The following is a 24,226-nucleotide window of genomic DNA, read 5'->3' as shown; positions in this document are numbered from 1 at the left end:
ATTTGGGATTGGTGGAGCAACAGCGGTAGGTAGAGAGAGTGGAGAGCGGTAGGTAGACGATAGGTTTTTTTGCAGTGATTCCGCTGCGGAGAGGGTGACGGACCGGAGAGTCGCTTTTGCGAATCCCCAATCCCGAATCCCCAATCCCGGCATCCAAACAACAACACTCGCCGGACGGAGAGGCGGGACGCAGGATCGGAGTACTTCCGAATCCCCAATCCCCAATCCCGAATCCCGGCTCAAAGAGGAAACGGACATGGCGCATTTCGAACTGATTGAAAAGATGGCACCCAATGCAGTGATCAAGGTGGTCGGCGTGGGCGGCGGCGGCGGCAACGCGGTCGCGCACATGGTCAGCAGCAGCGTGGACGGCGTGGAGTTCATCACCGCCAACACCGACTCGCAGGCGATCAAGAACTGCGGCGCCAAGCTGCAGCTGCAGCTCGGCACCAACGTCACCAAGGGCCTGGGCGCGGGCGCGAACCCGGAAGTCGGCCGCCAGGCCGCGCTGGAAGACCGCGAGCGCATCATGGACGCGCTGCAGGGCGCGGACATGGTGTTCATCACCGCCGGCATGGGCGGCGGCACCGGCACCGGCGCCGCGCCGGTGGTGGCGCAGCTGGCCAAGGAAATGGGCATCCTGACCGTGGCCGTGGTCACCAAGCCGTTCCCGTTCGAGGGCCGCCGCCGCATGCAGGTGGCGCTGAAGGGCATCGAGGAACTGAGCCAGCACTGCGACTCGCTGATCACCATTCCGAATGAAAAGCTGATCACCGTGCTCGGCCGCAACGCCACCATGATCCAGGCGTTCCGCGCCGCCAACGACGTGCTGCAGGGCGCGGTGCAGGGCATCGCCGACCTGATCGTGCGTCCGGGCCTGATCAACGTCGACTTCGCCGACGTGCGCACCGTGATGTCGGAAATGGGCCTGGCGATGATGGGCACCGGCTCGGCCCGCGGCGACGACCGCGCACAGGCCGCCGCAGAAGCGGCGATCCAGAACCCGCTGCTGGACGACGTCAACCTCGCCGGCGCCAACGGCATCCTGGTCAACATCACCGCCGGCCCGGACTTCACCATGGCCGAGTTCGACGAGATCGGCCGCACCATCGAAGGCTTCTCCTCCGAGGACGCCACCGTGGTGGTCGGCACCGTGCTGGATCCGGACATGCAGGACGAAGTGCGCGTGACCGTGGTCGCCACCGGCCTGAACCGCGCGGTGTCGCGTCAGTCGCAGCGTCCGGAGCAGCGTGCGCCGATCAAGCTGGTGCGCAACGCCACCACCGGCCAGCCGGAGTTCGGCGACTTCGAGCACGGCGGCGACGCCGTGTCCAAGGCGGTCGGCGGTGCGATGGGCCTGGGCCTGCGTCGTCCGAGCGGCGAGTCGATGAGCACCGCGGCGTCCGCCCCGGCGCCGGCCGCGGCCGACCTGCCGAGCGACTACCTGGACATCCCGGCGTTCCTGCGCCGTCAGGCCGACTGATGCCGTCCCTGGCGCAGCCGTTTGGCGTGCAGATGGGCCTGCCCGGCCATCCGTGGCCGGGTGCGGGGCCGCTCGCGACGCAGTGCGTCGCAAGCGAGCGGCCCGTCCTGCGCCGCCAGGCCGACTGAGGTCGATGCGTCATCGGCCGGCGTTCGCGCCGGCCCGCAACACCGCCGTCCAGGAGCGCCTCCCTGGCCGGCGCGCCGTGTCCCTTGCTGCCGGGTCCCCGCGACCCGGCAGGTTTTTGCGACCGCGACGCCGGCACGGGCCAGCGTTGCACCGATGGGATGCTGTGACCGCTTTGTTAAAATTTAGCTAAACGCGTGATATTCTCGTTGTCTGTTCAGTTCCCGTGCGAACAGACGTTCCCAGACTGTCTGCCATGACCCAGCAACGCACCCTCAAGAACACGATCCGCGCCACCGGCGTGGGCCTGCACAGCGGCGACAAGGTCTACATGACCCTGCGCCCCGCACCGGCCGACCACGGCATCGTGTTCCGACGCGTGGACCTGGATCCGGCGGTGGACGTGCCGGCCGATGCCGAACTGGTCACCGAGACCACGCTGTGCACCGGCCTGAGCCGCGGCCAGGCCAAGATCCAGACGGTGGAGCACCTGATGTCGGCGATGGCCGGCCTCGGCGTGGACAACGCCATCGTCGAACTGTCCTCGGCCGAACTGCCGATCATGGACGGCTCGGCCGGTCCGTTCGTGTTCCTGCTGCAGTCGGCGGGCATCGTCGAGCAGGACAAGGCCAAGCGCTTCATCCGCATCAAGCGCGAAGTGGAAGTGCGCGACGGCGACAAGATCGCCCGTTTCGTGCCCTACGACGGCGGCTACAAGCTCGGTTTCACCATCCAGTTCGACCACCCGATGATCCCGGCCAAGCAGTCGCGCCAGGAGATCGAGTTCTCGACGATGGCCTACATCAAGGAAATCTCCCGCGCGCGCACCTTCGGCTTCATGCGCGACCTGGAGTACATGCGCGAGCGCAATCTCGGCCTGGGCGGTTCGATGGACAACGCCATCGTGCTCGACGAGTTCCGCGTGCTCAACGACGACGGCCTGCGCTACGCCGACGAGTTCGTGCGCCACAAGATCCTCGATGCGATCGGCGACCTGTACCTGGCCGGCGGTGCCATCCTCGGCGCCTACGAGGGCTACAAGTCCGGTCACGCACTGAACAACAAGCTGGTCCGTGCCCTGCTCGCCGAACAGGCGGCCTGGGAGTGGGTCAGCTTCGAATCCGCCGCGCAGCAGGCGCCGGTGGCTTACGGGGCGGCGGCTTACGCCTGAACCGTTCAACCCGGTGACGGCCGGGTGGGTATCACGGAATCGGCAATCGGCCGTTCCTTCTTCTCCCCTTAACGCCGATTTAACGAATCGGTAACGACCTCGCGCCCGACGCCCGCTAGGATGCGTCGGTCGCGGCGTGCGTGTCTACGTACGTCGACGCCCACGGTCGGAGCCCGTGGTCGCATCGGGCGTCGCGGAGACGACGTCCTGCAGGGAAGCCAGGGCCTCGCGCAACCCCTTGTGCGTGGCCGCAGAAACCGGAGCCGGCGTGCTTCTTGCCTGATGCATTGGGGAATGCGCGGGCGCAGTCGCAGTCTTGACGGTCACTTTGGTGGCTTTCAGCCCGAGGGAGCGGGCCGCAGCAAGGATGTCGGCCTCGGCCAGCCTGACCCGGGCGTGCCAGACCGGAGACTCAACGAGAAAAACGAGCTGTTCGCCGTTCACATTGGCCAACCGGCAACGGGGCGCCAGGTTCGGCGGCAAATGGGGGCGTAACTGCCGGTCCAGCGCGTCGAGCCACAGGGCGCGGCGCAACGGGTCGCCCGCCTTGTCCGCCAGTGCGGCGTCCAGCGCCGGCTGCGGCGTGGCGGTATGGCCTTCGCCGGACTTTCGCTTAGACATGAAAACTCATATGACGTTCAAGAAGATCGTAATCCGTTCCAGTGAAAAGGGGGTCAAGACGTTGCCATGGCGATTGCGCGAATTCGCCGATCGTCGCCCCCTCGCCGCGCTCGGTGCGGTGCTCGGCCTCGGCATGGTACTCGGCATCGGCGTCAGCGCCGCAGCCGGATGGGGTGGTTCGGCGCAGATGCGCGCCAAGCTCGAGCGGCAGGACCAGGAACTGGCGCAGGTGCGCCGCGACGCGCAGACCCAGGTCAACGCCCTGGCGGCCCGGCTGGGCGAACTGCAGGCGCAGGCGACCCGGCTCAACGCACTCGGCGATCGCCTGACCCGCATGGGCAAGCTGCAGGACGGCGAGTTCGATTTCGACCAGCCGGTCGGCGTCGGTGGCGGCGACGACGAACCCAGCCACGACATGCCCGCGCAGCAGCTCGGCAAGGAACTGGACGGGCTGCAGCAGCAGTTCGCCACCTCCGGCCAGCAGCTGTCGGTGCTGGAATCGCTGCTGTTCGACCACCAACTGGACCAGAACGCGGTGCCTTCGCGGATGCCGATCCGCAACAGCTACATCACCTCGGCCTTCGGCGGCCGCGCCGATCCGTTCGGCCGCGGCACCGGCAACCACAAGGGCATCGACTTCCACGCCAATGTCGGCGACCCGGTGCTGGCGGTGGCCGACGGCGTGGTCAGCTACGCCGGCGTGCGCGGCGGCTACGGCAATGTGGTCGAGGTCGACCACGGCAACGGCTATGTCACCCGCTACGCGCACAATTCGCGGCTGTCGGTGAAGGTCGGCGACCTGGTGCGGGTCGGCCAGGAAGTGGCCAAGGCCGGTTCCACCGGCCGTTCCACCGGTGCCCACGTGCATTTCGAGGTCTGGAAGGACGGGGTGGTGGTGAACCCGGCCAAGTTCCTCGGCGATGGCGCCATTCCGGTGGGCCGCCGCGGCCGTGGCTGAGCCGCGCGGGGGCTGGCGTGCCGGCGCTTGAATCGCCGGGCGCCGCCCCAAGCTACAATGTGCTTTGCCATCGACAGGGCGCCTCGCGCCCTGTTTCGTTTGCGGCCCGTCGATTCCCTGGGGATCGGGCCGTCGAGGCGTTCCTTTCCAACCGGTTCCTTCAATGATCAACAGTCTGCTTACTCGCGTTTTCGGTAGCCGCAACGAGCGCCAACTGCGCCAGCTCCACCGTATCGTCGCCAAGATCAATGCGCTGGAGCCGGAGATGGAGCAGCTCTCCGACGAGCAGCTGCAGGCCAAGACCCCGGAACTGCGTGGGCGCATCGCCGGCGGCGAGACCCTGGACAAGGTGCTGCCGGAAGCGTTCGCGGTGTGCCGCGAGGCCAGCCGACGCGTGCTGGGCATGCGCCACTACGACGTGCAGTTGATCGGCGGCATGGTCCTGCACCTGGGCAAGATCGCGGAAATGCGCACCGGCGAGGGCAAGACCCTGGTCGCGACGCTGCCGGTGTACCTCAACGCGCTGGAAGACAAGGGCGTGCACGTGGTCACCGTCAACGACTACCTGGCGCGCCGCGATGCCGCGCAGATGGGCAAGCTGTACAACTGGCTGGGCCTGAGCGTGGGCGTGGTGTACCCGGGCATGCCGCACAGCGACAAGCATGCCGCCTACGCCGCCGACATCACCTACGGCACCAACAACGAATTCGGCTTCGACTACCTGCGCGACAACATGGCGCTGTCCAAGGCCGACCGCTTCCAGCGCGGGCTCAACTACGCCATCGTCGACGAGGTCGACTCGATCCTGATCGACGAAGCGCGCACCCCGCTGATCATCTCCGGCCCGGCCGACGAGTCGCCGGAGCTGTACATCCGCGTCAACCGCATCGTGCCGCAGCTGGTCAAGCAGGAGTCGGAAGAGGGCGAGGGCGACTTCTGGGTCGACGAGAAGGGCAAGCAGGTGCACCTGTCCGAAGCGGGCATGGAGCACGCCGAAGAACTGCTGCGCGCCGCCGGCATCCTCACCGACGAGGAAGACCGCCTGTACGGCGCGCAGAACCTGAGCGTGGTCCACCACCTCAACGCGGCGCTGCGTGCGCACGCGATCTACCAGCGCGACGTGGACTACATCGTGCGCGACGGCGAGGTGGTGATCGTCGATGAGTTCACCGGCCGCACCCTGCCGGGCCGCCGTTGGTCCGACGGCCTGCACCAGGCGGTGGAAGCGAAGGAAGGCGTGCCGGTGCAGCGCGAGAACCAGACGCTGGCCAGCATCACCTTCCAGAACCTGTTCCGCATGTACAAGAAGCTGTCCGGCATGACCGGTACGGCCGATACCGAAGCCTACGAGTTCCAGAGCATCTACGGCCTGGAAGTGGTGGTGATCCCGACCAACCGCCCGACCATCCGCAAGGACTGGCCGGACCAGGTGTTCCTCAACCGCCAGGGCAAGTTCAACGCGGTACTGGCCGACATCGAGGACTGCGCCAAGCGCGGCCAGCCGGTGCTGGTCGGTACCACCTCGATCGAGACCTCGGAGATGCTGTCCGAGCACCTGCGCAAGGCGGGCGTGAAGCACGAAGTGCTCAACGCCAAGCAGCACGAGCGCGAAGCGCAGATCGTCGCCAACGCCGGCCAGCCGGGCGCGGTGACCATCGCCACCAACATGGCCGGCCGCGGTACCGATATCGTGCTCGGCGGCTCGCTGGAAGCCGAACTGCATGCGTTGGGCGAGGAGCTTGACGACGCGACGCGCGCGCGCCTGAAGGCGGCCTGGCAGGAGCGCCACGACGCGGTCAAGGCCGCCGGCGGCCTGCACATCATCGGCACCGAGCGCCACGAGTCGCGGCGTATCGACAACCAGCTGCGCGGCCGTTCCGGCCGCCAGGGCGACCCGGGTTCCTCGCGGTTCTACCTGTCGCTGGAAGACAACCTGATGCGCATCTTCGCCTCGGACTGGGTGCAGAAGGCGATGCGCATGATGGGCATGAAGGAAGACGACGTCATCGAGGACAAGCTGGTCAGCCGGCAGATCGAGAAGGCGCAGCGCAAGGTCGAGGCGCACAACTTCGACATCCGCAAGAACCTGCTCGACTTCGACGACGTCAACAACGACCAGCGCAAGGTGATCTACGCCCAGCGCGACGAACTGCTGGACGCCGAGTCGGTCAAGGAGAACGTCGACGGCATCCGCGACGACGTGATCTACGACATCGTGTCGCGCTTCGTGCCGCCGAACTCGGTGGACGACCAGTGGGACCTGCCGGGCCTGGAAGCCACGCTGGCCAGCGAACTCGGCCTGTCGCTGTCGATCACCGACCTGGTCAAGCGCCACGAGGAACTGGACGCGGACGGTATCGTCGAGAAGGTGCGTGAGGAAGTGGACCGCCATTTCCGCGAGAAGGAATCGGCGATCGGCGGCGAGACCATGCGCGCGCTGGAGAAGCACGTGATGCTCACCGTGCTCGACCAGAGCTGGAAGGAGCATCTGGCGCGCATGGACTACCTGCGCCAGGGCATCCACCTGCGCGGTTATGCGCAGAAGCAGCCCAAGCAGGAATACAAGAAGGAAGCCTTCGAGCTGTTCTCGGAGATGCTAGAGCACGCCAAGCGCGAAGTGGTCACCCTGCTGGCGCGGGTGCGCATCCGCAGCGAGGAGGAAGTGGCCGCGCTCGAAGCGCAGGAGCGTCAGCAGGTGGAGGCGCAGTTGCGCCAGGCCCAGTTCCAGCACCAGGACGCCGGCGGTTACGGCGCCGACGAGGAAGCCGAGCAGGTGCAGCGTGGCGAGGCGGGTGCGCCGACCGTGGCGCAGGTGACCCGCGAAGCGCCGAAGGTCGGCCGCAACGATCCGTGCCCCTGTGGCAGCGGCAAGAAGTACAAGCACTGCCACGGCCAGCTGAGCTGAGCCTGGCGTTGCGCGGACCGCTGCGCAAGCGCGTGGCGGCTCCGCATTCGGCGTCGCACGCTGTGGGTGCCGGGGTGCCAGTCATGACACCCCCACGCCGGCTCTTGCACTCCCTTCGGCGAAGGAGTGAGCGACGGATGCAGGTGTCGGATCGATCACGCGTTTGCGAATAGCCCCGCCTTGCGCGGGGCATTCTGTTTTTGGGAAGGGCTTGGAGCGATGCGCTTGCCGACGTGGCGTACCGTGCGTGCGGCGCGTAGGCTGGCCGATGTCGCCATTGCCTCTGTAGGCCTGCCGTGGAGCCTTCGCCCAGCCTGGAACTGAAGGTCTTCGTGCCGGCGCAGGATCTCGCGCTGTCTGCGCGGTTCTATGCCGACGTAGGCTTCGCGCCCGAGCCGCTCGGCGACGGCCTGATCTGCTTCCGCCATGGCGACCGTTGCGCGTTCCTGCTGCAGGATTTCTACCACGCGGGCCTGGCGCACAACCTCGTGCTGCATCTGTGGGTGGAGGACGCCGATGCCTGGTGGCGGCGGCTGCATGCAGCCGATTTGGCGGGCCGTTACGGCGCGCGTCTGGGCGAACCCGGGGACCGTCCCTGGGGCATGCGCGACTTCACCCTGCACGACCCCGGTGGCGTGCTGTGGCGGATCGGCCACAGCCTGGGCGCCTGAGCGGGCGGTGGTGGTGGAAGTGCGGCAATCACCGCCATGCGCGCCGCCGCAGCGCGTTGCGCGTCGCGCGCCGGGCAGCGTTGCAGGCGGATCAGCGCCCACTCACGGCCATTTCCGATGACGCTCTGGCGTTGGTGCGGTAGGCGCCTGCCGTCATTGGCGCGTCGCCAAAAAGGCCATCGCCTGGGACTGCCTGGCTGCGTGGGCGTCGCTGCCCTCCACAGCCGATCGGCGCCAATGTGATCCTGGTTGATTGCGCTGGCGCTGCCGGAAACGGCAAGCTTGCGCCATGTCCGAACCGCTCAGATCCATTCATGTCGTCGCCGGCGTCATCACCGATGCGCGTGGCCGTATCCTGCTGACCCGCCGCACCGAGGGCCGCGACCTCGCCGGGCTGTGGGAATTCCCTGGCGGCAAGCGCGAACCCGGCGAGACCTCGGAGCAGGCGCTGGTGCGCGAGTTGCAGGAGGAACTGGGCATCGAGGCCGTCGTCGGCGAGTGGCTGATGGAAGTGCCGCAACGCTACCCGGACAAGCGGCTGCGCCTGGAAGTGCGCCAGGTGGCGGCGTGGAAGGGCACGCCGCGCGGCCGCGAGGGCCAGGCGCTGACCTGGGTGAGCGCCGACAAGCTGGGTCGCTACGCGATGCCGCCGGCCGACCAGCCGGTGGTGGCGATGCTGCGCCAGCCCGCCTGCTACCTGGTGACGCCGGAGCCGGCCGAGCCGGGTCCCTGGTTGGCGGCGCTGGAGCGCGCGCTGGACGCCGGCGTGCGCCGCGTGCAGTTGCGTGCGCGCAGCCTGCCGGCCGAGCAGTGGGCGCCGCTGGCGCGGACCGCGGCGACGCTGTGCGCGACGCGTGGCGCGCAGGTGCTGCTCAACCGCGACGTGGCGCTGGCCCAGGAACTGGGTGTCGGCGTGCACCTGGGCGCGGAGCAGTTGCCGCAGTGGCAGGCGCGCCCGTTGCCGGCCGGGCAGGCCGTGGCGGCGTCCTGTCATACCGTTGAAGAATTGCAGGCGGCGCAGCGCATCGGCTGCGACTTCGCAGTGGTCGGGCCGCTGGCCCCCACCGCCAGCCACCCAGGCGCCGCGCCGCTGGGCTGGGAGGCGTTCGAGCGCCTGCGCGAGCAGGTCGCCCTGCCGATCTATCCGATCGGCGGCCTGGCGTCGACGCAAGTCGCCGAGGCGCGCCGCCATGGCGGCCAGGGCATCGCCGCGATCCGCGGGCTGTGGCCGCTGGCGGCCGATGTGGCGTGAGTGGGGCGACAGCAACCGCTCCCCTGGTCAACTGTCATGCAGCCGCGAAACGCGAAGTGGCGTGCTTCCGATGGCGCAATGCGTCGGGACTGAAGTCCCTCCCACCGTGATCCTCCAACGAGGCCGGTGCCGTATCCGTTGGAGCGGCTTCAGCCGCGACACCGGATCTCCGACCGGTCGCGGCTGAACCCGCTCCTGTGCAAGGGGAGGCGCGTGCGCGGAAGCCGCTGTTGCGATTCCCCAATCCCCATTCCCGAATCCCGGCTCCTCAGAAGAAGTGGCTTGCTTCTCGATGGCGCAATGCGCCGGGACTGAAGTCCCTCCCACAGTGATCCTCCAACGAGGCCGGTGCCGCTCCTGCGCGAGGGGGAGGCGCGTACGCGAAAGCCGCTGTTGCGATTCCCCAATCCCCAATCCCGAATCCCGAATCCCGAATCCCGAATCCCGAATCCCGGCTCCTCAGAAGAAGTGGCGTGCTTTCCGATGGCGCAATGCGTCGGGACTGAAGTCCCTCCCACAGTGTCCGACGAGGCTGGCGCCGCTCCTGGGCGGGGGGAGCCGCGTACGGGGGAACCGCTGTTGCGGTTCCAGAATCCCCAATCCCCAATCCCGGCTCCACCGCGTCGCGGCTGAAGCCGATCCTACAGGTGACGCAGTGCGCGCGCAGGGAGCCGCTTTCGCGATTCCCCAATCCCCATTCCCCATTCCCGGCTCCTCAGAAACTGATCCAGAAGCAGTCGTACTGCCGGCGCAGGTCCAGCACGGTGGAGGCGGGGGTGATGCTGCCGGCGAGGGTCTGCTGCAGGCGCAGGCCGGTCGGATGCGGGCGCGATGGTGCCTCGCCACCGTCGGCATCCGCCGCGGCCGACGTGGCCGTTGTCGCGGACGCGGCTGTCGACGACGTACCGGCTGCGGGAGCGGTCGTCCCGCCGGTCTCCGGCAACACCGGCACGATCGCCACCAGGGGGCGGCGCACGATCGCCTCCAGCCGGTCGAAGATGCGTTGCGCGCCGTCGTCGGAGACGCCGTTCCACCAGTACAGTGCCGATAGCCGGTTGACGTCGCGGGTCTCGACCGCGGTGCGGATCTGCTGCGCCAACACGCTGAGCCGGCGCACGCACAGCGGCGGCGCCAGGCCGCGAGCGGCGCTGCCGACATTGCCGGGCGCCGCCGGTGGCGGTAGCCGGTCGATCGCGCCGACGTCCTCGCAGCGGCGATCGCTGAAGACGGTGGTGCCGTCGGGCCCGGTGCAGCGGTTCACCCGCTGCGCCATGGCAGGCGGCGCGAACACGCATAGGCACAGGAGCAGCAATATCGGCGGAAGGGCGCGCATCGGCGCAGGGTAGCCGCAGCCGGTGTGACCGCGGAGCGAATGCCTTACGAGCGGGGATTGGGGATTCGGGATTGGGGATTCGCCAAAGCGAGGCCTCGCGCCGCTGTTACCAATCTCTAATCCCGAATCCCCAATCCCAGCGTTCGGCCAGCGGCCGCGACACTCAGCCGGCGGCGACGTCGCCGCGCAGACGTGCCAGGACGTTGGTGGTGGGCTTGGCCAGGTTGAGCGTATAGAAATGCAGCCCGGGCGCGCCGCCGTCGACCAGGCGTTGGCACAAGGTGGCGACCACGTCGGCGCCGAACTCGCGGATGGCCTCGGCATCGTCGCCGTAGGCCTGCATGCGCTTGCCGATCCAGCGCGGGATTTCCGCGCCGCACTGCTCGGAGAAACGCCGCAGCTGGCTGAAGTTGGAGATCGGCATGATGCCGGGCACGATCGGGATCTGCACGCCGAGCTTGCGCACAGCGTCGACGAAGTGGAAGTAGGCGTCGGCGTTGTAGAAGTACTGGGTGATGGCGGCATCGGCGCCTGCATCGACCTTGGCCTTGAAGTGGCGCAGGTCGCTGAGCGCGTCGTGGGCCTGCGGGTGCGTCTCCGGATACGCGCCCACTTCCAGATGGAAGGCGTCGCCGTGCTCGGCGCGGATGAAGGCGATCAGGTCGGCGGCATAGCGCAGGTCGCCCGGGTGGCCCATGCCCGACGGCAGGTCGCCACGCAGCGCGACCAGGCGGCGGCAGCCGATGGCGCGGTACAGCTTGAGCAGCTCGCGGATCTCCTCGCGGCTGCCGCCCACGCAGGACAGGTGCGGCGCGGCCTCGAAACGGTGGTGCTGCTTGAGGTGGCGCACGGTCTCGGAGGTGTAGCTCAAGGTCGAGCCGCCGGCGCCGAAGGTGCAGGAGACGTACTCCGGGGCGTAGGCCTTGAGCCGCGCGGCGGTGCGGTCGAGCTGCGCGCGCTGCTCGTCGGTCTTGGGTGGATAGAACTCGAAGCTGATGGCGGTCATTGGCGCAACGCAGCGGGCGGTGTGGCGAGTATATCTCTTCATCCGGATGGATGTGCAAGAGGTCGCAGCCTCGCGATCGCCGCGTCGCCCGGGGGCGGCGACGCGCGCCCCGCGCGGCGCGCCGGTGGGCGCGCCGCGTCCGCTCCCTGGCTCAGCGCTTCCACATCCGCACCTGCCGCGGCGGCAGACTGAAGGTGTAGCTGCCGCTGGAAATACGCACCACGCTGCCGGAACCCAGCGCATCGGTGTAGTCGACGTTCCAGCGCAATACGCTGCCGTTCATCGGTACCGCAGCGGTGACGGTATTGCCGCACTTGTTGATGCCGACGATGCCCAGGTCGCCGCGGCGGAACAGCAGGTAGCAGGCGCCGTGCGCCAGCACCTGCATGTCGCGGCCCTGCGCGGCGTTGTGGAAGCCGACCATGCGCTTGAGGTCGTCGCGCTGGTAGGCGTTGACCCAGCGGTTGTCGCCGCTCTCGTTGTTGTCCGAGTACACCATCGGCACGCCGCCGTCGCGGCCGAGCAGGTAGGCGTAGGCCAGGGTCTCGTCGACCGGGTCCATGATCGCGTAGCGGAAGCCGGCGTTGTTGGGGATGTCGTGGGTGATGGCGAAAGTCACCGCGCGCGCACCGGGCAGCGCCTGGCCGTAGGCGCCCGGATCCACCAGCAGGTCCATGCTGCCGCCGTAGGCGAAGGCGTTGCGCACCGAGTTGAACAGCGGGAAGTCGTAGGCGGCGTGCGGGGTGGCCTGCAGGTACGGTGCCAGGAACTGGTCGTAGTCGGAGTTGCCGCTGCCGCCGCCGGTGATCACCTCGCCGAACACCAGCACGCCGGAGCGGACCTGCGCATCGAGCACCTTGTTCAAATGGTCGAAGGTCATGTGCTTGGCCGCGTCGATGCGGAAGCCGGTCACGCCCAGCGCCTTCAGCGCCAGCAGGTAGTTGCGCTGCTGCTGCACCACCCAGTCGTTGCCGACCAGATCCGGCAGGCCGGGATCGTTGCCGCCGCCGCAGATGCGGTAGGTGCGTACCTGGTAGGGATCGTTGTAGTTGGTGATGCATTGCGCCGGGCCGAAATCGTTGGCGCTGAGGAAATTCTGCGAGAGGTCGCCGAACAGTCGCAGCGACGCATAGCGCTGCGGATTGGCGGCGTACTGGCCGAGCACCGCGCTGCCCGGGTAGTTCAGGTCCGAGCGCGTGGCCGCTTCGTTGGCCATGTGGTTGAGCACCACGTCGGCATAGGTTTCCACGCCCACCGCCTTCAGCGCCTGCACCATGCTGGCGAAGGCGTCGGTGTCGCCGAGCGGGTTGTCGATCAGGCGCATGTCCTGCGGCTGGTAGCGCGCCCACCAGGCGTCGCCCTGCGAGCGGTAGGCCGGCGCCACCAGTACTTTGCGGTAGCCGGCGGCGGCGATCTGCGCGGCACGCGCTTCCACGGTGGCGTAGGGCCAGTTGAAGGCATGCAGGATGACGTCGGCCTGGGCGCTGGCGGTGGCCAGGAGCAGCAGCAGGCCGACCAGCAGGCTGCGCCAGCGGTGCAGGTGCAGCAGACGATTTGCAGCGGATGGGACGCGCATCGTTCGATCTCCTCGGTGCGTGGGCGCAGGCAGGACGCCTGCAGGACAGGGATATGACGTCGCCGCGGGGCTGGCGAGCGGCCGGAGGATGCTAAGCGCGCATCGCGGCGCAACATGCGCGCGCTACATACGTATTCATGGCGACAGCGTACGAAAGCGGGATCGGCATCCGCTTCCGCTCGGGAGCGCCGTGCGCGCTGCATTCATGGCACATGTCGCATCGCGGCCCATGCGCTTTGCTACAGTCGCCGCCCTCACCTGTCGACGCGGAGCCGCACCATGACCAGCGCAGCCTTCTATCCGATCGGAACCCCCGGCGTGCCTTGGGGCGCGGCCGAGAAGGCGGCCTGGCTGGCGGGTCAGCCGCGCCGGCGCAGCTACCAGGACGAGGTGGTCGCTGCCATCGAAGGCCTGCGCGGGCAGTGGGAGGTGGTCGCGTACGGGGAACTGGCATACGCGCAGGAGCGCTATCCGCTGCTGGCCTTGCGCAGCCGCAACTGGGACGACGCCTTGCCGTGCATGCTGGTTACCGGCGGCGTGCATGGTTACGAGACCAGCGGCGTGCACGGCGCGCTGCAGTTCGCCCAGCAGCATGCCGGGGACTACACCGGCCGCGCCAACGTGCTGGTGGCGCCGTGCGTAAGCCCGTGGGCGTACGAGCGCATCCATCGCTGGAACGCCGATGCGCTGGATCCCAACCGTTCGTTCCGCGCCGACAGCCCGGCGCAGGAATCGGCTGCGCTGCTGCACCTGGTCGCGCCGTTGCGCGATCAAGTGCGCATGCACATCGACCTGCACGAGACCACCGACAGCGACGAGTCCGAATTCCGGCCGGCGCTGGCCGCGCGCGATGGCATCGCCTACGCGCCGGGCGGTATTCCCGACGGTTTCTACCTGGTCGGCGACAGCGAGAACCCGCAGCCCGCGTTCCAGCAGGCGGTGCTGGCCGCAGTCGCGCAGGTCACCCATATCGTGCCGGCCGACGCCGCCGGCGAACTCATCGGCACGCCGCTGGCGGCGCCGGGGGTCATCAACTACCCGGTGAAGCGGCTGGGTCTGTGTGCAGGCATCACCGACGCGCGCTACACCACGACTACCGAGGTGTATCCGGACAGCGCCAGCGCCACGCCGCAGCAGTGCAACGCCGCGCAGGTGGCGGCGGTACGCGCGGCGATCGACTACGCCTTGGCGCATCCGTAGTCCCCAGGTGGATGCACGATTTGCAGCACCCCTGTCACCCAGCCGCGACGAGCGACGCCCGCTGGGTACCCAACCTTGCACGGCGTCGGGACTGAAGTCCCTCCCACAGTGCACCCAGCCGAGGTATCGCAAGTTCCGCTGAGCGCTGTTCCGCATGGCCTTGCGCCACCGGCTGCGACGGCGGCAGCGGTGGGCACCGACCCTGCCGCGCGCTACGCTTGTGGGCCCTCGTTTGCCATGCACCCCATGTCCATCGTCCTCACGCCGTTTGCCCGCACGCGTCTGTTCCCGCGCGATGGCCGCCGCAATGCGATCCAGGACTGCACGCCCGAGCAGTTCGAGCAGCACCTCAACGCGCACACGCCGCTGCAGGTGCTGGACGGCTACGCACCGTTCTGCAAGTTGCACGTGCACCGCAACTGGACCTCGACGCGCTGCCTGACCGTGCCCATCACCGACGCCAACCGGCGCCTGCTGCGCTCGGGCTACGAGGCGCGCAGCCGTGAAGAACTGCCGGTCCTGGTGCGCTGGTTCGAAGGAGTCGAGCCGCCGGTGGCCGAGTACCTGCTGCCGATCCTCTACAGCCGCGAACAGCTCGCGCACGAGGGCGCGCCGATCGAGGCGGACTGGGGCGTGGTCGGTTGCCTGTATACCGCCGAGCCGCAGGAGATCCCGATGGCGCCGATCACCATGCTGCGCAATGCGCTGGGCGTGGAGGAGGGCGGCTCGGGCGTGCCGCTGGATCGCGACGCCTATCGGCGCAGCGTGGCGTTCTGGGAGCACAACGCCAACTGGCGGCCGTAAGCGCGGCCAGACACGGTCCGCGCGCAGTGACCTCGCCGGGCACCCATCGAGGTGCATGCGGCGCACGTTACCGCGCGCAGGCGTGATCGCCCCGGACGCGGTCACGCAGTCGCGCAGCCGTCTTCACGCATCCCTGCACGTTGCCGCCGCCGGCCCGCCGTGCTGCATCCGTGTACGCGCTTTTGCACTGGCGCATAAGTGCTGAACAGAACTGCGCGCTGCCGTGCGTTTTCGCCGCGACGCCCTGTCCGTTCATCGGCATGATGCGCAACGACTATCAAGTTTGCGGACGGCGGGACGATAGCGAGAGGGTGGGTCGCCATGCAGCGGCGCCAGGACGCAATGTCCGGCAGCGCATCGTGGCCCGGTGGGGAAGGCGCCTCGGGCAGGTCATCGGCAGCGGACACGGCGCACTCGTGCCGCGCGCCGTGGCGGGCTGCCGCGTGGGGGCGTTCCCCGCGACCGTATTCCCTCCCCCACTTGCCAAGGAAGTCGTCATGTCCACTCCGTCGCCGCATCGCCGTCGCGGCAGCGTCGCCAAACGCCTGATGCTCGGTACCGGCCTGCTTGCGCTGGCCTGCTTCGGCCTGACCGCCATGATCATCTACTGGCGCAGCAGCGAGGCGTTGCTGTCGACCTCGCGCACCAGCATCGAGAACCTGGCGCAAGTGGAGGCGCAGCGGGTGTCGCGCGAAATCGGCGTGGCCTTCGACGCCAGCGACGCGCTGGCCAACAGCTTCCGCGTGCAGCACGCCGCCGGTCTGTCGCGCGCCACCGCCACCGCGGTGCTGCGCAGCCAGCTCGACGCGCATCCGCAGTGGCTGGGCATCAGCACCATGTGGGAGCCGGACGCGTTCGACGGCAACGACAAGGCCTTCGTCGGCACCGAGGGCCATGACGCCACCGGCCGCTACATGACCTGGTGGTCGCGGCAGAACGGCAAGCTGGTGCGCGAGGCGCTGCGCGACTACGAGAAGCCGGGCGACGGCGACTGGTACCTGCTGGCGCGCAACACGCACAAGCCGGTGGTGATCGAGCCGTACTACTACCCGGTGGCCGGCAAGGACACGCTGATGACCACGCTGGCCACGCCGATCCTGGAGAACGGGCGTTTCCTGGGCGTGGTCACCGTCGACTTCACCCTCGATACCCTGCAGCAGCGCATCGCCGCGCTGCGGCCGATGGGCGAGGGCCATGCCAGCCTGCTGTCGCCGTTGGGCATGGTGATGGCCAGCCGCGATCCGCAGCAGGTCGGCAAGACCCGCAGCGATGCCTGGTCCAAGGACATGCTGGCGCGCGTGGCCAAGGGCCAGGTGGTGTTCGACCATCGCCGCACCGACGGCGAGGATGCGTTGAACGTGTTCGTGCCGCTGAAGATCGGCGATGCGCCGCAGACATTCGCGCTTGGCGTCTCGGTGCCGTACGCGCTGGTCATGGCCAAGGCGCGTGCACTGTTGTGGACCATCGTCGCGGTCGGCCTGCTCTCGGCGTTGTTGCTGAGCGGCGCGCTGTACCTGCTGCTGCGCCGGCAGGTGCTCGACCCGCTGGCCGAGGCCGTGCGGGTGTCTTCGGCAGTCGCCGCCGGGCGCCTGGACAGCCAGGTCCGGCATCGCCGCGACGACGAGCTCGGCCAGTTGCTGGATGCGATGGGCAGCATGCAGACGCAGTTGCAGGCGGTGATGCAGGCGCAGGCGGAGATGGCGCAGCGCCACGACGCCGGCGAGATGAGCTACCGGATGGACGCCGAACGTTTCCCCGGCGAGTACGGACGCATGGTCCATGGCACCAACGCGCTGGTGGCCGCGCACGTGGACGTGCAGCGGCGCCTGGTCGAGGTGATGTCGCAGTACGCGATCGGCAACATGCAGGTGGACATGGAGCCGCTGCCGGGCGAGAAGGCCGCGATCACCGAGGCGATGCGCACCACCAAGCGCAGCCTGCAGGCGATCAACCAGGCCATCACCGAACTGGCGCAGGCCGCGGCTTCCGGCGATTTCTCCCGGCGTGGCGACGCCGAGCGCTTCCAGTACGACTTCCGCGGCATGGTGGTCGGGCTGAACCGGCTGATGGAGCTGACCGAAGGCAACCTCTCGGCCTTGTCGGCGCTGTTGCGTGCCGTGGCCCAGGGCGACCTCACCGCGCGCATGCACGGCGAATTCCATGGCGTATTCGCGCAGATGCGCGACGATGCCAATGCCACGGTGGAACAGCTGACCGGCATCGTCGGCCGCATCCAGCAGGCCACCACCGCGATCAACTCCGCCGCCAGCGAGATCGCCGCCGGCAACGACGACCTGTCGCGTCGCACCGAGCAGCAGGCGGCCAATCTGGAAGAAACCGCGGCCTCGATGGAGGAGCTGACCTCGACGGTGAAGCAGAACGCCGAGCATGCGCATCAGGCCAATTGCCTGGCGCAGGACACCGCGGGCGTGGCCTCGCGTGGCGGCGCGGTGGTCGAGCAGGTGGTGGACACCATGTCCGGCATCGCCGAAGCATCGAAGAAGATGGCCGAGATCATCGGCGTGATCGACGGCATCGCCTTCCAGACCAACATCCTGGCGCTCAACGCCGCGGTGGAGGCGGCGCGCGCCGGCGAGCAGGGCCGCGGTTTCGCGGTGGTGGCCAGCGAGGTGCGCGCGCTGGCGCAGCGCTCGGCGACCGCGGCGCACGAGATCAAGGGCCTGATCGACGCCTCGGTCGGCAAGATCGACGATGGCACCGCACTGGTCAACGGCGCTGGCGACACCATGCGCGAGGTCGTGGCCAGCGTGCGCCGGGTCACCGACATCATGAGCGAGATCGCCGCCGCCTCGCAGGAGCAGAGCGCCGGTATCGAACAGGTGAGCAAGACCATCGTGCAGATGGACGAAGCCACCCAACAGAATGCCGCGCTGGTCGAGGAGGCCACGGCGGCGGCGCGGGCGATGGAGGATCAGGCCGAGGAACTGCAGCGCGCGGTAGCGCTGTTCAAGCTCGCGGCACCTTCGTCGGGCGGCCTGGCCGCGGCGGGCCGGGCGCGGCTGGAGCTGGTGTCGTGAGCGCCATGCGCAGCGCAGCGCTGCTGCTGGCGCTGGGCGTCGCCGCACCGGCCTGGGCCGGGATCGCCAGCGCCAATCTGGCGGCGACCTCGAACTACGTCTCGCGCGGATTCGAGCAGAGCTGGGGGCGGCCGGTGCTGCAGGGCGGGCTGGACGTGGCCGCGGACAGCGGCTGGTATGCCGGCACCTGGGCGTCCGGGGTGAGCCCGTACTTCATCGAAGGCGGGCACGTGGAGTGGGACGTGTATGCCGGCTACGCGGCCAGCCATGGCGACTGGGGCTGGCGCGCCGGCGTCTACCACTACGCCTACCCCGGCGCGCGCATGAGCGCCAGCGGCACGCGCTACGACTATGGCGAGGCGATCGTCGCCGGGCACTGGCGCACGCTGGAACTGTCCTACGCCAGCACCTGGACGCGCGACTACTTCGGCTACAACAGCGCCACGCTGGGCGTCGGCCAGGGCCGGCACTCGCGCGGCTCCGGCTATCTGGCGCTGGACGCCACGCTACCGCTGGCGTCGGACTGGCAGGCCAGCGTGCACGCCGGCCACCAGCACGTGCGCAACTTCGCCGACTACGGCTGGACCGACGCGCGCGTGGGCCTGAGCCGCACCTGGCGCGGCACCGAGTTCGGCCTGAGCTACGCACGGGCCTGGAACAGCGCCGGCGTCTATCGCCGCTACACCACCGGCGTGGCGGATGGCGAGGGCCGGGTGCACGTCTCCAACCCGATCGACGGCGCCTGGTCGTTCTCGATCAAGCGCAACTTCTCGCTGTAGGCGGACGCGCGCTCAGCCGTCGGCGGGCGCTGCGAACGCCTCCACGGCGAGCCGGTCCAGGTAGGCGCGCAGGCGTTGCTCGCGTTGCACCGGGTCGCCGGGCAGCGGGCGCGCTTGCGTGCCGCCGCCGCTGCGCGCATGCACGCGTGGATACGGCTGTGCCGGCACCCGCACGCCCAGGAAGGCGCACAGCGGCTCCCAGCCCGTCCGCGCGTCGGTGTCGAGCACCAGCAGGCGCTGCGCCGGCACGCTGGCGATGACGGCCTGGTTCCAACGGCGGAAATAGTCGGTCATGAAGCCGCGATCGTCGATGCGCGTGGCGAAGTCGCGGCGCAGGAACTGACTCAGCCGCTGGCCCTCGGCGCCGAACAGGGCCGGCACGCTGCCGTCGCTGGCGAAGATGGTGCTGCGCACCGACTCGAACCAGGCATCGGCATCGCGCACGGTCAGGATCACCTTGGCCTGCGGGTAGCGTGCGGCCAGTTCGCGCCAGAAGCAGCAGCCGGGATAATCGACGGTGGCGGTGTAGCCGGCGAACAGCGTCTCCCAGTCCGCCTGCCCGTCGATCACCGCATTCCACAGCGGCAAGTCCTGACGCAGGTGCGCGGCCAGTTCCATGGCGTGATAGCAGCGGCCCAGGCCCAGATGTTCCAACGCCAGCTTCAGCGACAGGGTGCCGGTGCGGCCGAGGCCGGCGCCAATGACGCGCAGGCTCATGCCGTCGCTCCGGCGCCCTGTGCCAGCCATTGTGCCGCCTCGCGGCCCAGCTCGGCCTGCGCGCGCGCCTCGTAGTCGGCGGCGACGGTCGCCGGCAACAGCGTACGCCAGCGGCCGCTGCGGCCCTGGTTGAAGAAGGCCTTGCCGCCCTCGCGCCACAGCCCGGCACCCTGCGGCACGTAGCGCGCGGCGTGCTGGCGCATGTAGCCGAACCGGCAGTGTGCCAGGATGGTCTCCCAGGCCGCCTCGCGCACCGGAATCTCCAGGAACGCGGCGATGCGCCGCACCTGCCCGGGCAGATCCTGCAGCAGGTCGGCGTAGTGCACCAGCAGCACGTTCGGCTGCGCGCGCTGCTGCCACCAGCTGCGCACGCCTTCCCAGAACGGCCAGAACGGTGCGCCGTCGTGGGCCAGCCAATGCGCCACGTAGGCATCCACCGGCAGGCTCGGCGGCGGCACCACGCGCAGCTTGCCCGGTTCGGCCGCCCCGGCATCCAGCCGCGCCTGCGCATCCTGGCTGACCGCACACTGGTGGTCGTACAGGCTCAGCGCGATGTCGCGGCCGTCGCGGCCGATGTACAGGTATTTGGCGCGATCGCTGACCATCAGCGCATCGGCCGGCAGATGCGTCTTGATGAAGCGCCGATGGGTCTGCGCCTGCAGCAGCGCGAGCTTGCTCGTGCGGTCCGGGTACACGCCGTCCAGCCACGGCGAGATCGCCGACACGTCGACGTCCGCCGCGCCCTCGAACAGCAACTGCGCGACGATCTGCTGCAGCCAGGTGGTGCCGGCCTTGGCGTAGCTGGCGATGACGATGTCGCCGTCGCGAAACTCCAGCTCGTTCCACGCGGCGGAATCGAAAAAGCGGTTGGAGTATTCCCGGGTCTTGGCGAAGGCAGTGGAATCAGCCATGCGGGGTTTCCGGTGTGCGGGGGAAGGGCGCCGTCGCGGGCGACTGGCGGGACAGGGTTGTCGTGCGCGGGCGCAAGGCGATGCGGACATCGAGTGGACGCAGCACCAGCGCCGGATACGGTCGCGGCCGCGCATCCGTCGCCAGGTGCAGGGTGCGCTCGCGCAACAGGCCGGCCACGACCACGGTCATCTGCACCAGCGCCAACTGGCTGCCGATGCAACTGCGCGGACCGCCGCCGAACGGAAAGTAGGTGTAGCGCGCCGGTGTCTGCGCCGGGTCCAGCCAGCGCGCCGGCAGGAAGCGGTCCGGCGCGGAGAAGTGACGCGGATCGCGCTGCACCACCCACTGGCTGACGATCAGCTGGGTACCGCGCGGCACCGCGAAGCCGCCCAGCGTGGTGTCGCGTTGCGCGATGCGCGCGGTCATCCATGCCGGCGGATACAGGCGCATGGCCTCCTTCACGCAGGCGCGCGTCAGCGGCAGGCGTTCGACGAGCGCATCGGCGCAGGGCGTGGTGGATGCGCCGTCGATACCGGGCAGGGCATCGGCTTCCTCCGCCACGGCCTGCGCGATCGATGGATGTTGCGCCAGCAGCAACAGCGTCCAGGTCAGGCCGGCCGCCATCGGCTCCAGCGCCGACATCAGCATCGCCGCCGCTTCGTCGCGGCACCAGTCGTCGTCGGCCTGCGGAGCGTCGCGTCGCAGCAGCTCCAGCACCGAGGCGTCTGCGCCATTGGAACGTGGAGACGTCAGGATCTGCGTCAGCGCGGTGTCCAGTGCGCCGCGTGCGGCACGCAGGCGGCGCTTGCCGGCACTCGGCCACCAGGCCGGCGCCGCGGACGGCGTACGCGTCTGCTGCAGGATCGCATCGGCCATCGGCAGCATCCGCAGCAGCGCCGGCGCGTGCGCCGCATCGCCGAGCAGGAAGCCGGCGCCCAGTTGCGCGCAGAGCGCAGTCATGCTCAGGCGCAAGTCGTGCACGTTGTCGATGTCGTCGCGCGAGCGCAGCAGAACCTGTGTGGCGGCGGCCGCCTTTGCGGCGTAGTCGCGCACCAGGCTGGCGCGGAACGCGGGCTGCAGCGCCTGGCGCTTGCGCCGCCAGGCCTCGCCCTCGCTGTTCATCACCGATGCCGGAAATGCAGCGCGCCGCGCACGCGGATCCGGATCGGATTTGGCGTAGAGGCTGCCGTCGTCGCCGAGCACCTTGGCGATCGCGGTTGGTGCTGCGAGCAGATAGGTGCGCTCGGCGATCCGCACCACGTCGCCATGCGTGCGTGCGCAGTGTTGCAGGAAGTCGAGGGGATCGGTGGCGAAAGCCTGCCGGTTGCCGAACGCCCAGTGCCCGCGCGGGCCTGGCGGGCGCGGGTGCGGATCGGTCACGTGCAGATCCGCACGAATAGCCGTGTCGGCGGGTCACACCGCGACGCAGGAGGGGACATGGAGCCGATGGCGAACGGGCGTGCAGCCGTGCGAAGCGGAGAGCGCTGGGGAGAGGGGGCGGGTCGCCCCCTCTCGCACGGTCATGCCACGCGACGGTGGCGGGGGAGGTCAGTAGGTGTAGATGTAGCCGAGCTTGCGGCCACCGAGGCTCTGCACCCAACGCGACAGCGAATCAAAAAGGCGTTTCATGGCGATACTCCTGATTGAGCGGGGGATCTGTTGCGATTGTCGCGCCTGCCTCAGCGTGGCAGGCGCGGAAAAAAGCATCCTCGCTTGGATGCGGCGGCGCAAGCAAAAGACTGAAGCGCGGCCAACTGCAATGCGCATGTCATCTGCAGTTTTGTGGCGTGTGTCGCACGCGATTGCAGCGCATCGCCGCGCATGCCATGCAGGGTGCCGCCCTGCACGTGTGGCCACTGCGTCGCCATCGCTGCGTGCTATGGTCGCGCCATTTCGGCAACGAGTGGCTGCGGATGCCCGTGACCCACGAGTACGATCGCCTGGCCGCGATCTACGACCGTTTCTACGATCGCTGGCCTGCCGCCGTCACCCAGCAGTGCGTCGGTGTCCTCGCCGAGCTGGCCGCGGGCCGTGCGGCGCTGGAACTGGGCATCGGCACTGGCCGCATTGGCTTGCCGCTCGCGCACTGCGATGTGCCGGTCACCGGGATCGACAATTCTCCTGCGATGCTCGAGGCCTTGCGTGCCAAGCCCGGCAGCGAACGCCTGCACCTGGTCTGCGCCGATTTCGCCGACATGCCGGTGTCCGGGTCGTTCGGCCTGATCTACGCGGTGGCGGCATTCGGGTATCTGCTGACGCAGGCCGAGCAGCTGCGTTGCATGGTCAACGCGGCGCGCTGCCTGGCGCCCGACGGCCGCTTGCTGATCCAGAGCGCGGTGCCGGGTGCGGAGGTGTTCGAAAGCGGCGGCAAGGTCAGCCAGGTGCTGGACGTGTCGGACACCGACGGCGATGGCGCGGCAGTGATGCTGGTGTGCTCGCAGCCCGATCCGCTGCAGCAGCGCATCGACCAGCGCGTGGTGGTACTGGGCGAATCCGGTACGCGCATCTTCAGCGAGCGCCGCCGTTATGTGTGGCCATCGGAGCTGGACCTGATGGCGCAGATCGCCGGCCTGCGCCTGGAGGCGCGCTGGAGCGACTGGGCACGCACGCCGTATCACGCGCGCAGCCGGATCCAGATCTCGGTGTACGTGCCGGCCAATGAGCGCACGGCCTGAGAGATTCGCGCCGTCGCAAGCGCTTGACGGCGATGTCCGGTCTGCGAGTGGCGGCGTCGGAAGTAGTTGGGCTTTATCGCATTCGGCGTCTGCGGCCATGCCGCTGCCGGACTAGGCTATCCCGTTGGTGTATAGGCGAACCGCGCCTGCAGCCGCGCGCATCGTGTCTGGTCTGGTCGACGCCGTGCTACGACCCGGCACGGGCGCTTGGCTTCGCGATCGCCAGTTTGCGGCGGGGAACACTCAGCATGTCATCCTCGGTTGCGAAGTGCCGCGCTAGCCCGCGCCATGGGAGGCAGTGACAGCAAATCAGGCAAGCAACGCATCGACCAGATCAGCGTGGGCACCGGCCCCGGTTTCATGCATCGCGTGCATAGCCTGCTTCGCGTTGTGCGCGGATCGCCAGGACAAAGACGGTATCCAGCGCCACCACGTATCGGTAGAGGGCGATATATCCCTGAGCGCCTTGGCCAATCACCAGTTCACGCAGATCATGGCGCGTCAGCCGGCCGATCAGCGGATTGTCCGTCAGCACGTTCGATGCGCTGACGATCTCGCTCAGACGCTCTTGGATATGCTCGGCTTCGTGTTGTTCCAGATGGCCGATGATGCGCCGTAGGTCCTCGTTGACAGAGGGCAGGAACTCGACGTGCGCCATGCTATTTCGCGAACTTGCGGGCGGCGGGAGGGGGAATGTCCTTGCCCTCAATGCGTTCCATCAGATAGCGACGCATCTCGTCCCAGGGAATGCTCTCGCCGGTTTCGAGGAATTCGCCCCAACGGCGCTCGGCCTCTGCATGGAAGTCGACGCGCCGCTCGGCCAGCTCGGCCTTCTCGGCGATGGCTTCCAGGATGAAGTTGTGCGACGTGGTGCCGGCCGCTTCCGCGGCCTTGGCGACGCGGGCCTTGAGCGCGTCCGGCAGGCGGATGGTGGTGGTGCTCATGGGGAGCTCCAGGCGATTGGTGTGGAATCAATGTAGCACAGGTGTGGTACAGACG

20 protein-coding genes are annotated in these 24,226 nt (G+C 68.7%); 11 read left to right on the top strand and 9 right to left on the bottom strand.

The features are described 5' to 3' along the window. Window positions 1-256: 256 nt before the first annotated feature. Together ftsZ and lpxC are read left to right on the top strand one after the other, a co-directional pair. On the top strand, window positions 257-1,483 hold the full coding sequence (gene ftsZ, locus CEK65_RS00285) for a cell division protein FtsZ (protein ID WP_017912957.1): 1,227 nt from the start codon (window positions 257-259) through the stop codon (window positions 1,481-1,483). A gap of 382 nt (window positions 1,484-1,865) precedes the next feature. Then, the gene (gene lpxC / locus CEK65_RS00280) at window positions 1,866-2,780 is read left to right on the top strand and encodes a UDP-3-O-acyl-N-acetylglucosamine deacetylase (protein ID WP_010340119.1); all 915 of its coding nucleotides are present in this window, start codon (window positions 1,866-1,868) and stop codon (window positions 2,778-2,780) included. 144 nt (window positions 2,781-2,924) lie between these two features. On the opposite strand, the gene CEK65_RS00275 is transcribed toward lpxC, so the two are convergent. After that, complete coding sequence (locus tag CEK65_RS00275; RefSeq protein WP_148827893.1) at window positions 2,925-3,401, bottom strand: DUF721 domain-containing protein; 477 nt, start codon at window positions 3,399-3,401, stop codon at window positions 2,925-2,927. A gap of 10 nt (window positions 3,402-3,411) precedes the next feature. Between CEK65_RS00275 and CEK65_RS00270 the strand changes: the two genes are divergently transcribed. The 4 genes from CEK65_RS00270 to CEK65_RS00255 all read left to right on the top strand — a co-directional run bounded on the left by CEK65_RS00270 (window position 3,412) and on the right by CEK65_RS00255 (window position 9,187). Continuing rightward, window positions 3,412-4,359 carry a M23 family metallopeptidase gene (locus CEK65_RS00270; RefSeq protein WP_017916714.1) on the top strand — a complete coding sequence of 316 codons (948 nt, stop codon included), beginning with the start codon at window positions 3,412-3,414 and terminating at the stop codon, window positions 4,357-4,359. Window positions 4,360-4,522: 163 nt separating this feature from the next. Next, window positions 4,523-7,264: a preprotein translocase subunit SecA gene (secA, locus tag CEK65_RS00265; RefSeq protein ID WP_017909647.1), complete on the top strand. Its 2,742-nt coding sequence runs from the start codon at window positions 4,523-4,525 to the stop codon at window positions 7,262-7,264. A gap of 296 nt (window positions 7,265-7,560) precedes the next feature. Beyond that, a complete protein-coding gene (locus CEK65_RS00260; RefSeq protein ID WP_017916715.1) occupies window positions 7,561-7,935 on the top strand; it encodes a VOC family protein in 375 nt (124 codons plus the stop codon). A 289-nt stretch (window positions 7,936-8,224) separates the two neighbouring features. Continuing rightward, window positions 8,225-9,187 (top strand): Nudix family hydrolase, encoded by a 963-nt coding sequence (locus CEK65_RS00255; protein ID WP_152180383.1) that lies wholly within the window; start codon window positions 8,225-8,227, stop codon window positions 9,185-9,187. Between the two features lie 715 nt (window positions 9,188-9,902). On the opposite strand, the gene CEK65_RS00250 is transcribed toward CEK65_RS00255, so the two are convergent. The 3 genes from CEK65_RS00250 to CEK65_RS00240 form a co-directional block, all read right to left on the bottom strand. After that, a complete protein-coding gene (locus tag CEK65_RS00250) occupies window positions 9,903-10,520 on the bottom strand; it encodes a DUF4124 domain-containing protein (RefSeq protein WP_152180382.1) in 618 nt (205 codons plus the stop codon). 163 nt (window positions 10,521-10,683) lie between these two features. Next, window positions 10,684-11,526, bottom strand: a complete 843-nt coding sequence (gene metF / locus CEK65_RS00245) for a methylenetetrahydrofolate reductase [NAD(P)H] (protein ID WP_017909642.1) — start codon at window positions 11,524-11,526, stop codon at window positions 10,684-10,686. A gap of 151 nt (window positions 11,527-11,677) precedes the next feature. Beyond that, window positions 11,678-13,048: an alpha-amylase family protein gene (locus CEK65_RS00240; protein ID WP_193314647.1), complete on the bottom strand. Its 1,371-nt coding sequence runs from the start codon at window positions 13,046-13,048 to the stop codon at window positions 11,678-11,680. 333 nt (window positions 13,049-13,381) lie between these two features. Here CEK65_RS00240 and CEK65_RS00235 point away from each other — a divergent pair, with 333 nt between their 5' ends. From CEK65_RS00235 to CEK65_RS00220, 4 genes are all read left to right on the top strand, one after another. Further along, window positions 13,382-14,302 (top strand): M14 family metallocarboxypeptidase, encoded by a 921-nt coding sequence (locus CEK65_RS00235; RefSeq protein WP_152180380.1) that lies wholly within the window; start codon window positions 13,382-13,384, stop codon window positions 14,300-14,302. 246 nt (window positions 14,303-14,548) lie between these two features. Then, window positions 14,549-15,106, top strand: coding sequence for a DUF3228 family protein (locus tag CEK65_RS00230; protein WP_017912964.1), 558 nt, complete (start codon window positions 14,549-14,551; stop codon window positions 15,104-15,106). Window positions 15,107-15,603: 497 nt separating this feature from the next. After that, entirely contained in the window at window positions 15,604-18,144 is a 2,541-nt protein-coding gene (locus tag CEK65_RS21315; protein ID WP_152180379.1) for a methyl-accepting chemotaxis protein, read from the top strand. 5 nt (window positions 18,145-18,149) lie between these two features. Then, a complete protein-coding gene (locus CEK65_RS00220) occupies window positions 18,150-18,923 on the top strand; it encodes a TorF family putative porin (protein ID WP_226980421.1) in 774 nt (257 codons plus the stop codon). A 12-nt stretch (window positions 18,924-18,935) separates the two neighbouring features. On the opposite strand, the gene CEK65_RS00215 is transcribed toward CEK65_RS00220, so the two are convergent. The 3 genes from CEK65_RS00215 to CEK65_RS00205 are packed head-to-tail and all read right to left on the bottom strand — an operon-like array spanning window position 18,936 to window position 21,932. After that, window positions 18,936-19,640: a sulfotransferase family protein gene (locus CEK65_RS00215; RefSeq protein ID WP_152180377.1), complete on the bottom strand. Its 705-nt coding sequence runs from the start codon at window positions 19,638-19,640 to the stop codon at window positions 18,936-18,938. Further along, complete coding sequence (locus CEK65_RS00210) at window positions 19,637-20,551, bottom strand: sulfotransferase domain-containing protein (protein WP_152180376.1); 915 nt, start codon at window positions 20,549-20,551, stop codon at window positions 19,637-19,639. Before CEK65_RS00210 ends, CEK65_RS00215 begins: the two co-directional genes overlap by 4 nt. Further along, window positions 20,544-21,932, bottom strand: a complete 1,389-nt coding sequence (locus CEK65_RS00205) for a cytochrome P450 (RefSeq protein ID WP_152180375.1) — start codon at window positions 21,930-21,932, stop codon at window positions 20,544-20,546. The genes CEK65_RS00210 and CEK65_RS00205 overlap by 8 nt, the downstream gene beginning before the upstream one ends. A 533-nt stretch (window positions 21,933-22,465) precedes the next feature. Between CEK65_RS00205 and CEK65_RS00200 the strand changes: the two genes are divergently transcribed. Continuing rightward, a complete protein-coding gene (locus CEK65_RS00200; protein ID WP_152180374.1) occupies window positions 22,466-23,227 on the top strand; it encodes a class I SAM-dependent methyltransferase in 762 nt (253 codons plus the stop codon). 358 nt (window positions 23,228-23,585) lie between these two features. Here the strand turns inward: CEK65_RS00200 and CEK65_RS00195 are convergent, their stop codons facing one another. Together CEK65_RS00195 and CEK65_RS00190 are read right to left on the bottom strand one after the other, a co-directional pair. Further along, window positions 23,586-23,885, bottom strand: a complete 300-nt coding sequence (locus CEK65_RS00195; protein WP_017912972.1) for a type II toxin-antitoxin system RelE/ParE family toxin — start codon at window positions 23,883-23,885, stop codon at window positions 23,586-23,588. A gap of 1 nt (window position 23,886) precedes the next feature. After that, window positions 23,887-24,171 carry a ribbon-helix-helix protein, CopG family gene (locus tag CEK65_RS00190; RefSeq protein WP_017909630.1) on the bottom strand — a complete coding sequence of 95 codons (285 nt, stop codon included), beginning with the start codon at window positions 24,169-24,171 and terminating at the stop codon, window positions 23,887-23,889. Window positions 24,172-24,226 lie beyond the last annotated feature (55 nt).

Source organism: Xanthomonas sp. LMG 12459, assembly GCF_009192905.1.
In the GTDB taxonomy this organism is placed as follows: domain Bacteria; phylum Pseudomonadota; class Gammaproteobacteria; order Xanthomonadales; family Xanthomonadaceae; genus Xanthomonas_A; species Xanthomonas_A sontii.
The sequence above is the reverse complement of the archived record's forward strand: the minus strand, read 5'-3'. Positions and strand labels throughout refer to the sequence as shown.

Coding starts and splice junctions, on each gene's coding strand:
- secA (WP_017909647.1), top strand. CDS start 4,523: ATGATCAACAGTCTGCTTACTCGCGTTTTCGGTAGCCGCAACGAGCGC.
- CEK65_RS00270 (WP_017916714.1), top strand. CDS start 3,412: ATGACGTTCAAGAAGATCGTAATCCGTTCCAGTGAAAAGGGGGTCAAG.
- CEK65_RS00275 (WP_148827893.1), bottom strand. CDS start 3,401: ATGTCTAAGCGAAAGTCCGGCGAAGGCCATACCGCCACGCCGCAGCCG.
- metF (WP_017909642.1), bottom strand. CDS start 11,526: ATGACCGCCATCAGCTTCGAGTTCTATCCACCCAAGACCGACGAGCAG.
- CEK65_RS00210 (WP_152180376.1), bottom strand. CDS start 20,551: ATGGCTGATTCCACTGCCTTCGCCAAGACCCGGGAATACTCCAACCGC.
- ftsZ (WP_017912957.1), top strand. CDS start 257: ATGGCGCATTTCGAACTGATTGAAAAGATGGCACCCAATGCAGTGATC.
- CEK65_RS00255 (WP_152180383.1), top strand. CDS start 8,225: ATGTCCGAACCGCTCAGATCCATTCATGTCGTCGCCGGCGTCATCACC.
- CEK65_RS00195 (WP_017912972.1), bottom strand. CDS start 23,885: ATGGCGCACGTCGAGTTCCTGCCCTCTGTCAACGAGGACCTACGGCGC.
- CEK65_RS00230 (WP_017912964.1), top strand. CDS start 14,549: ATGTCCATCGTCCTCACGCCGTTTGCCCGCACGCGTCTGTTCCCGCGC.
- CEK65_RS21315 (WP_152180379.1), top strand. CDS start 15,604: ATGTCCACTCCGTCGCCGCATCGCCGTCGCGGCAGCGTCGCCAAACGC.
- CEK65_RS00215 (WP_152180377.1), bottom strand. CDS start 19,640: ATGAGCCTGCGCGTCATTGGCGCCGGCCTCGGCCGCACCGGCACCCTG.
- CEK65_RS00235 (WP_152180380.1), top strand. CDS start 13,382: ATGACCAGCGCAGCCTTCTATCCGATCGGAACCCCCGGCGTGCCTTGG.
- lpxC (WP_010340119.1), top strand. CDS start 1,866: ATGACCCAGCAACGCACCCTCAAGAACACGATCCGCGCCACCGGCGTG.
- CEK65_RS00220 (WP_226980421.1), top strand. CDS start 18,150: ATGCGCAGCGCAGCGCTGCTGCTGGCGCTGGGCGTCGCCGCACCGGCC.
- CEK65_RS00250 (WP_152180382.1), bottom strand. CDS start 10,520: ATGCGCGCCCTTCCGCCGATATTGCTGCTCCTGTGCCTATGCGTGTTC.
- CEK65_RS00190 (WP_017909630.1), bottom strand. CDS start 24,171: ATGAGCACCACCACCATCCGCCTGCCGGACGCGCTCAAGGCCCGCGTC.
- CEK65_RS00200 (WP_152180374.1), top strand. CDS start 22,466: ATGCCCGTGACCCACGAGTACGATCGCCTGGCCGCGATCTACGACCGT.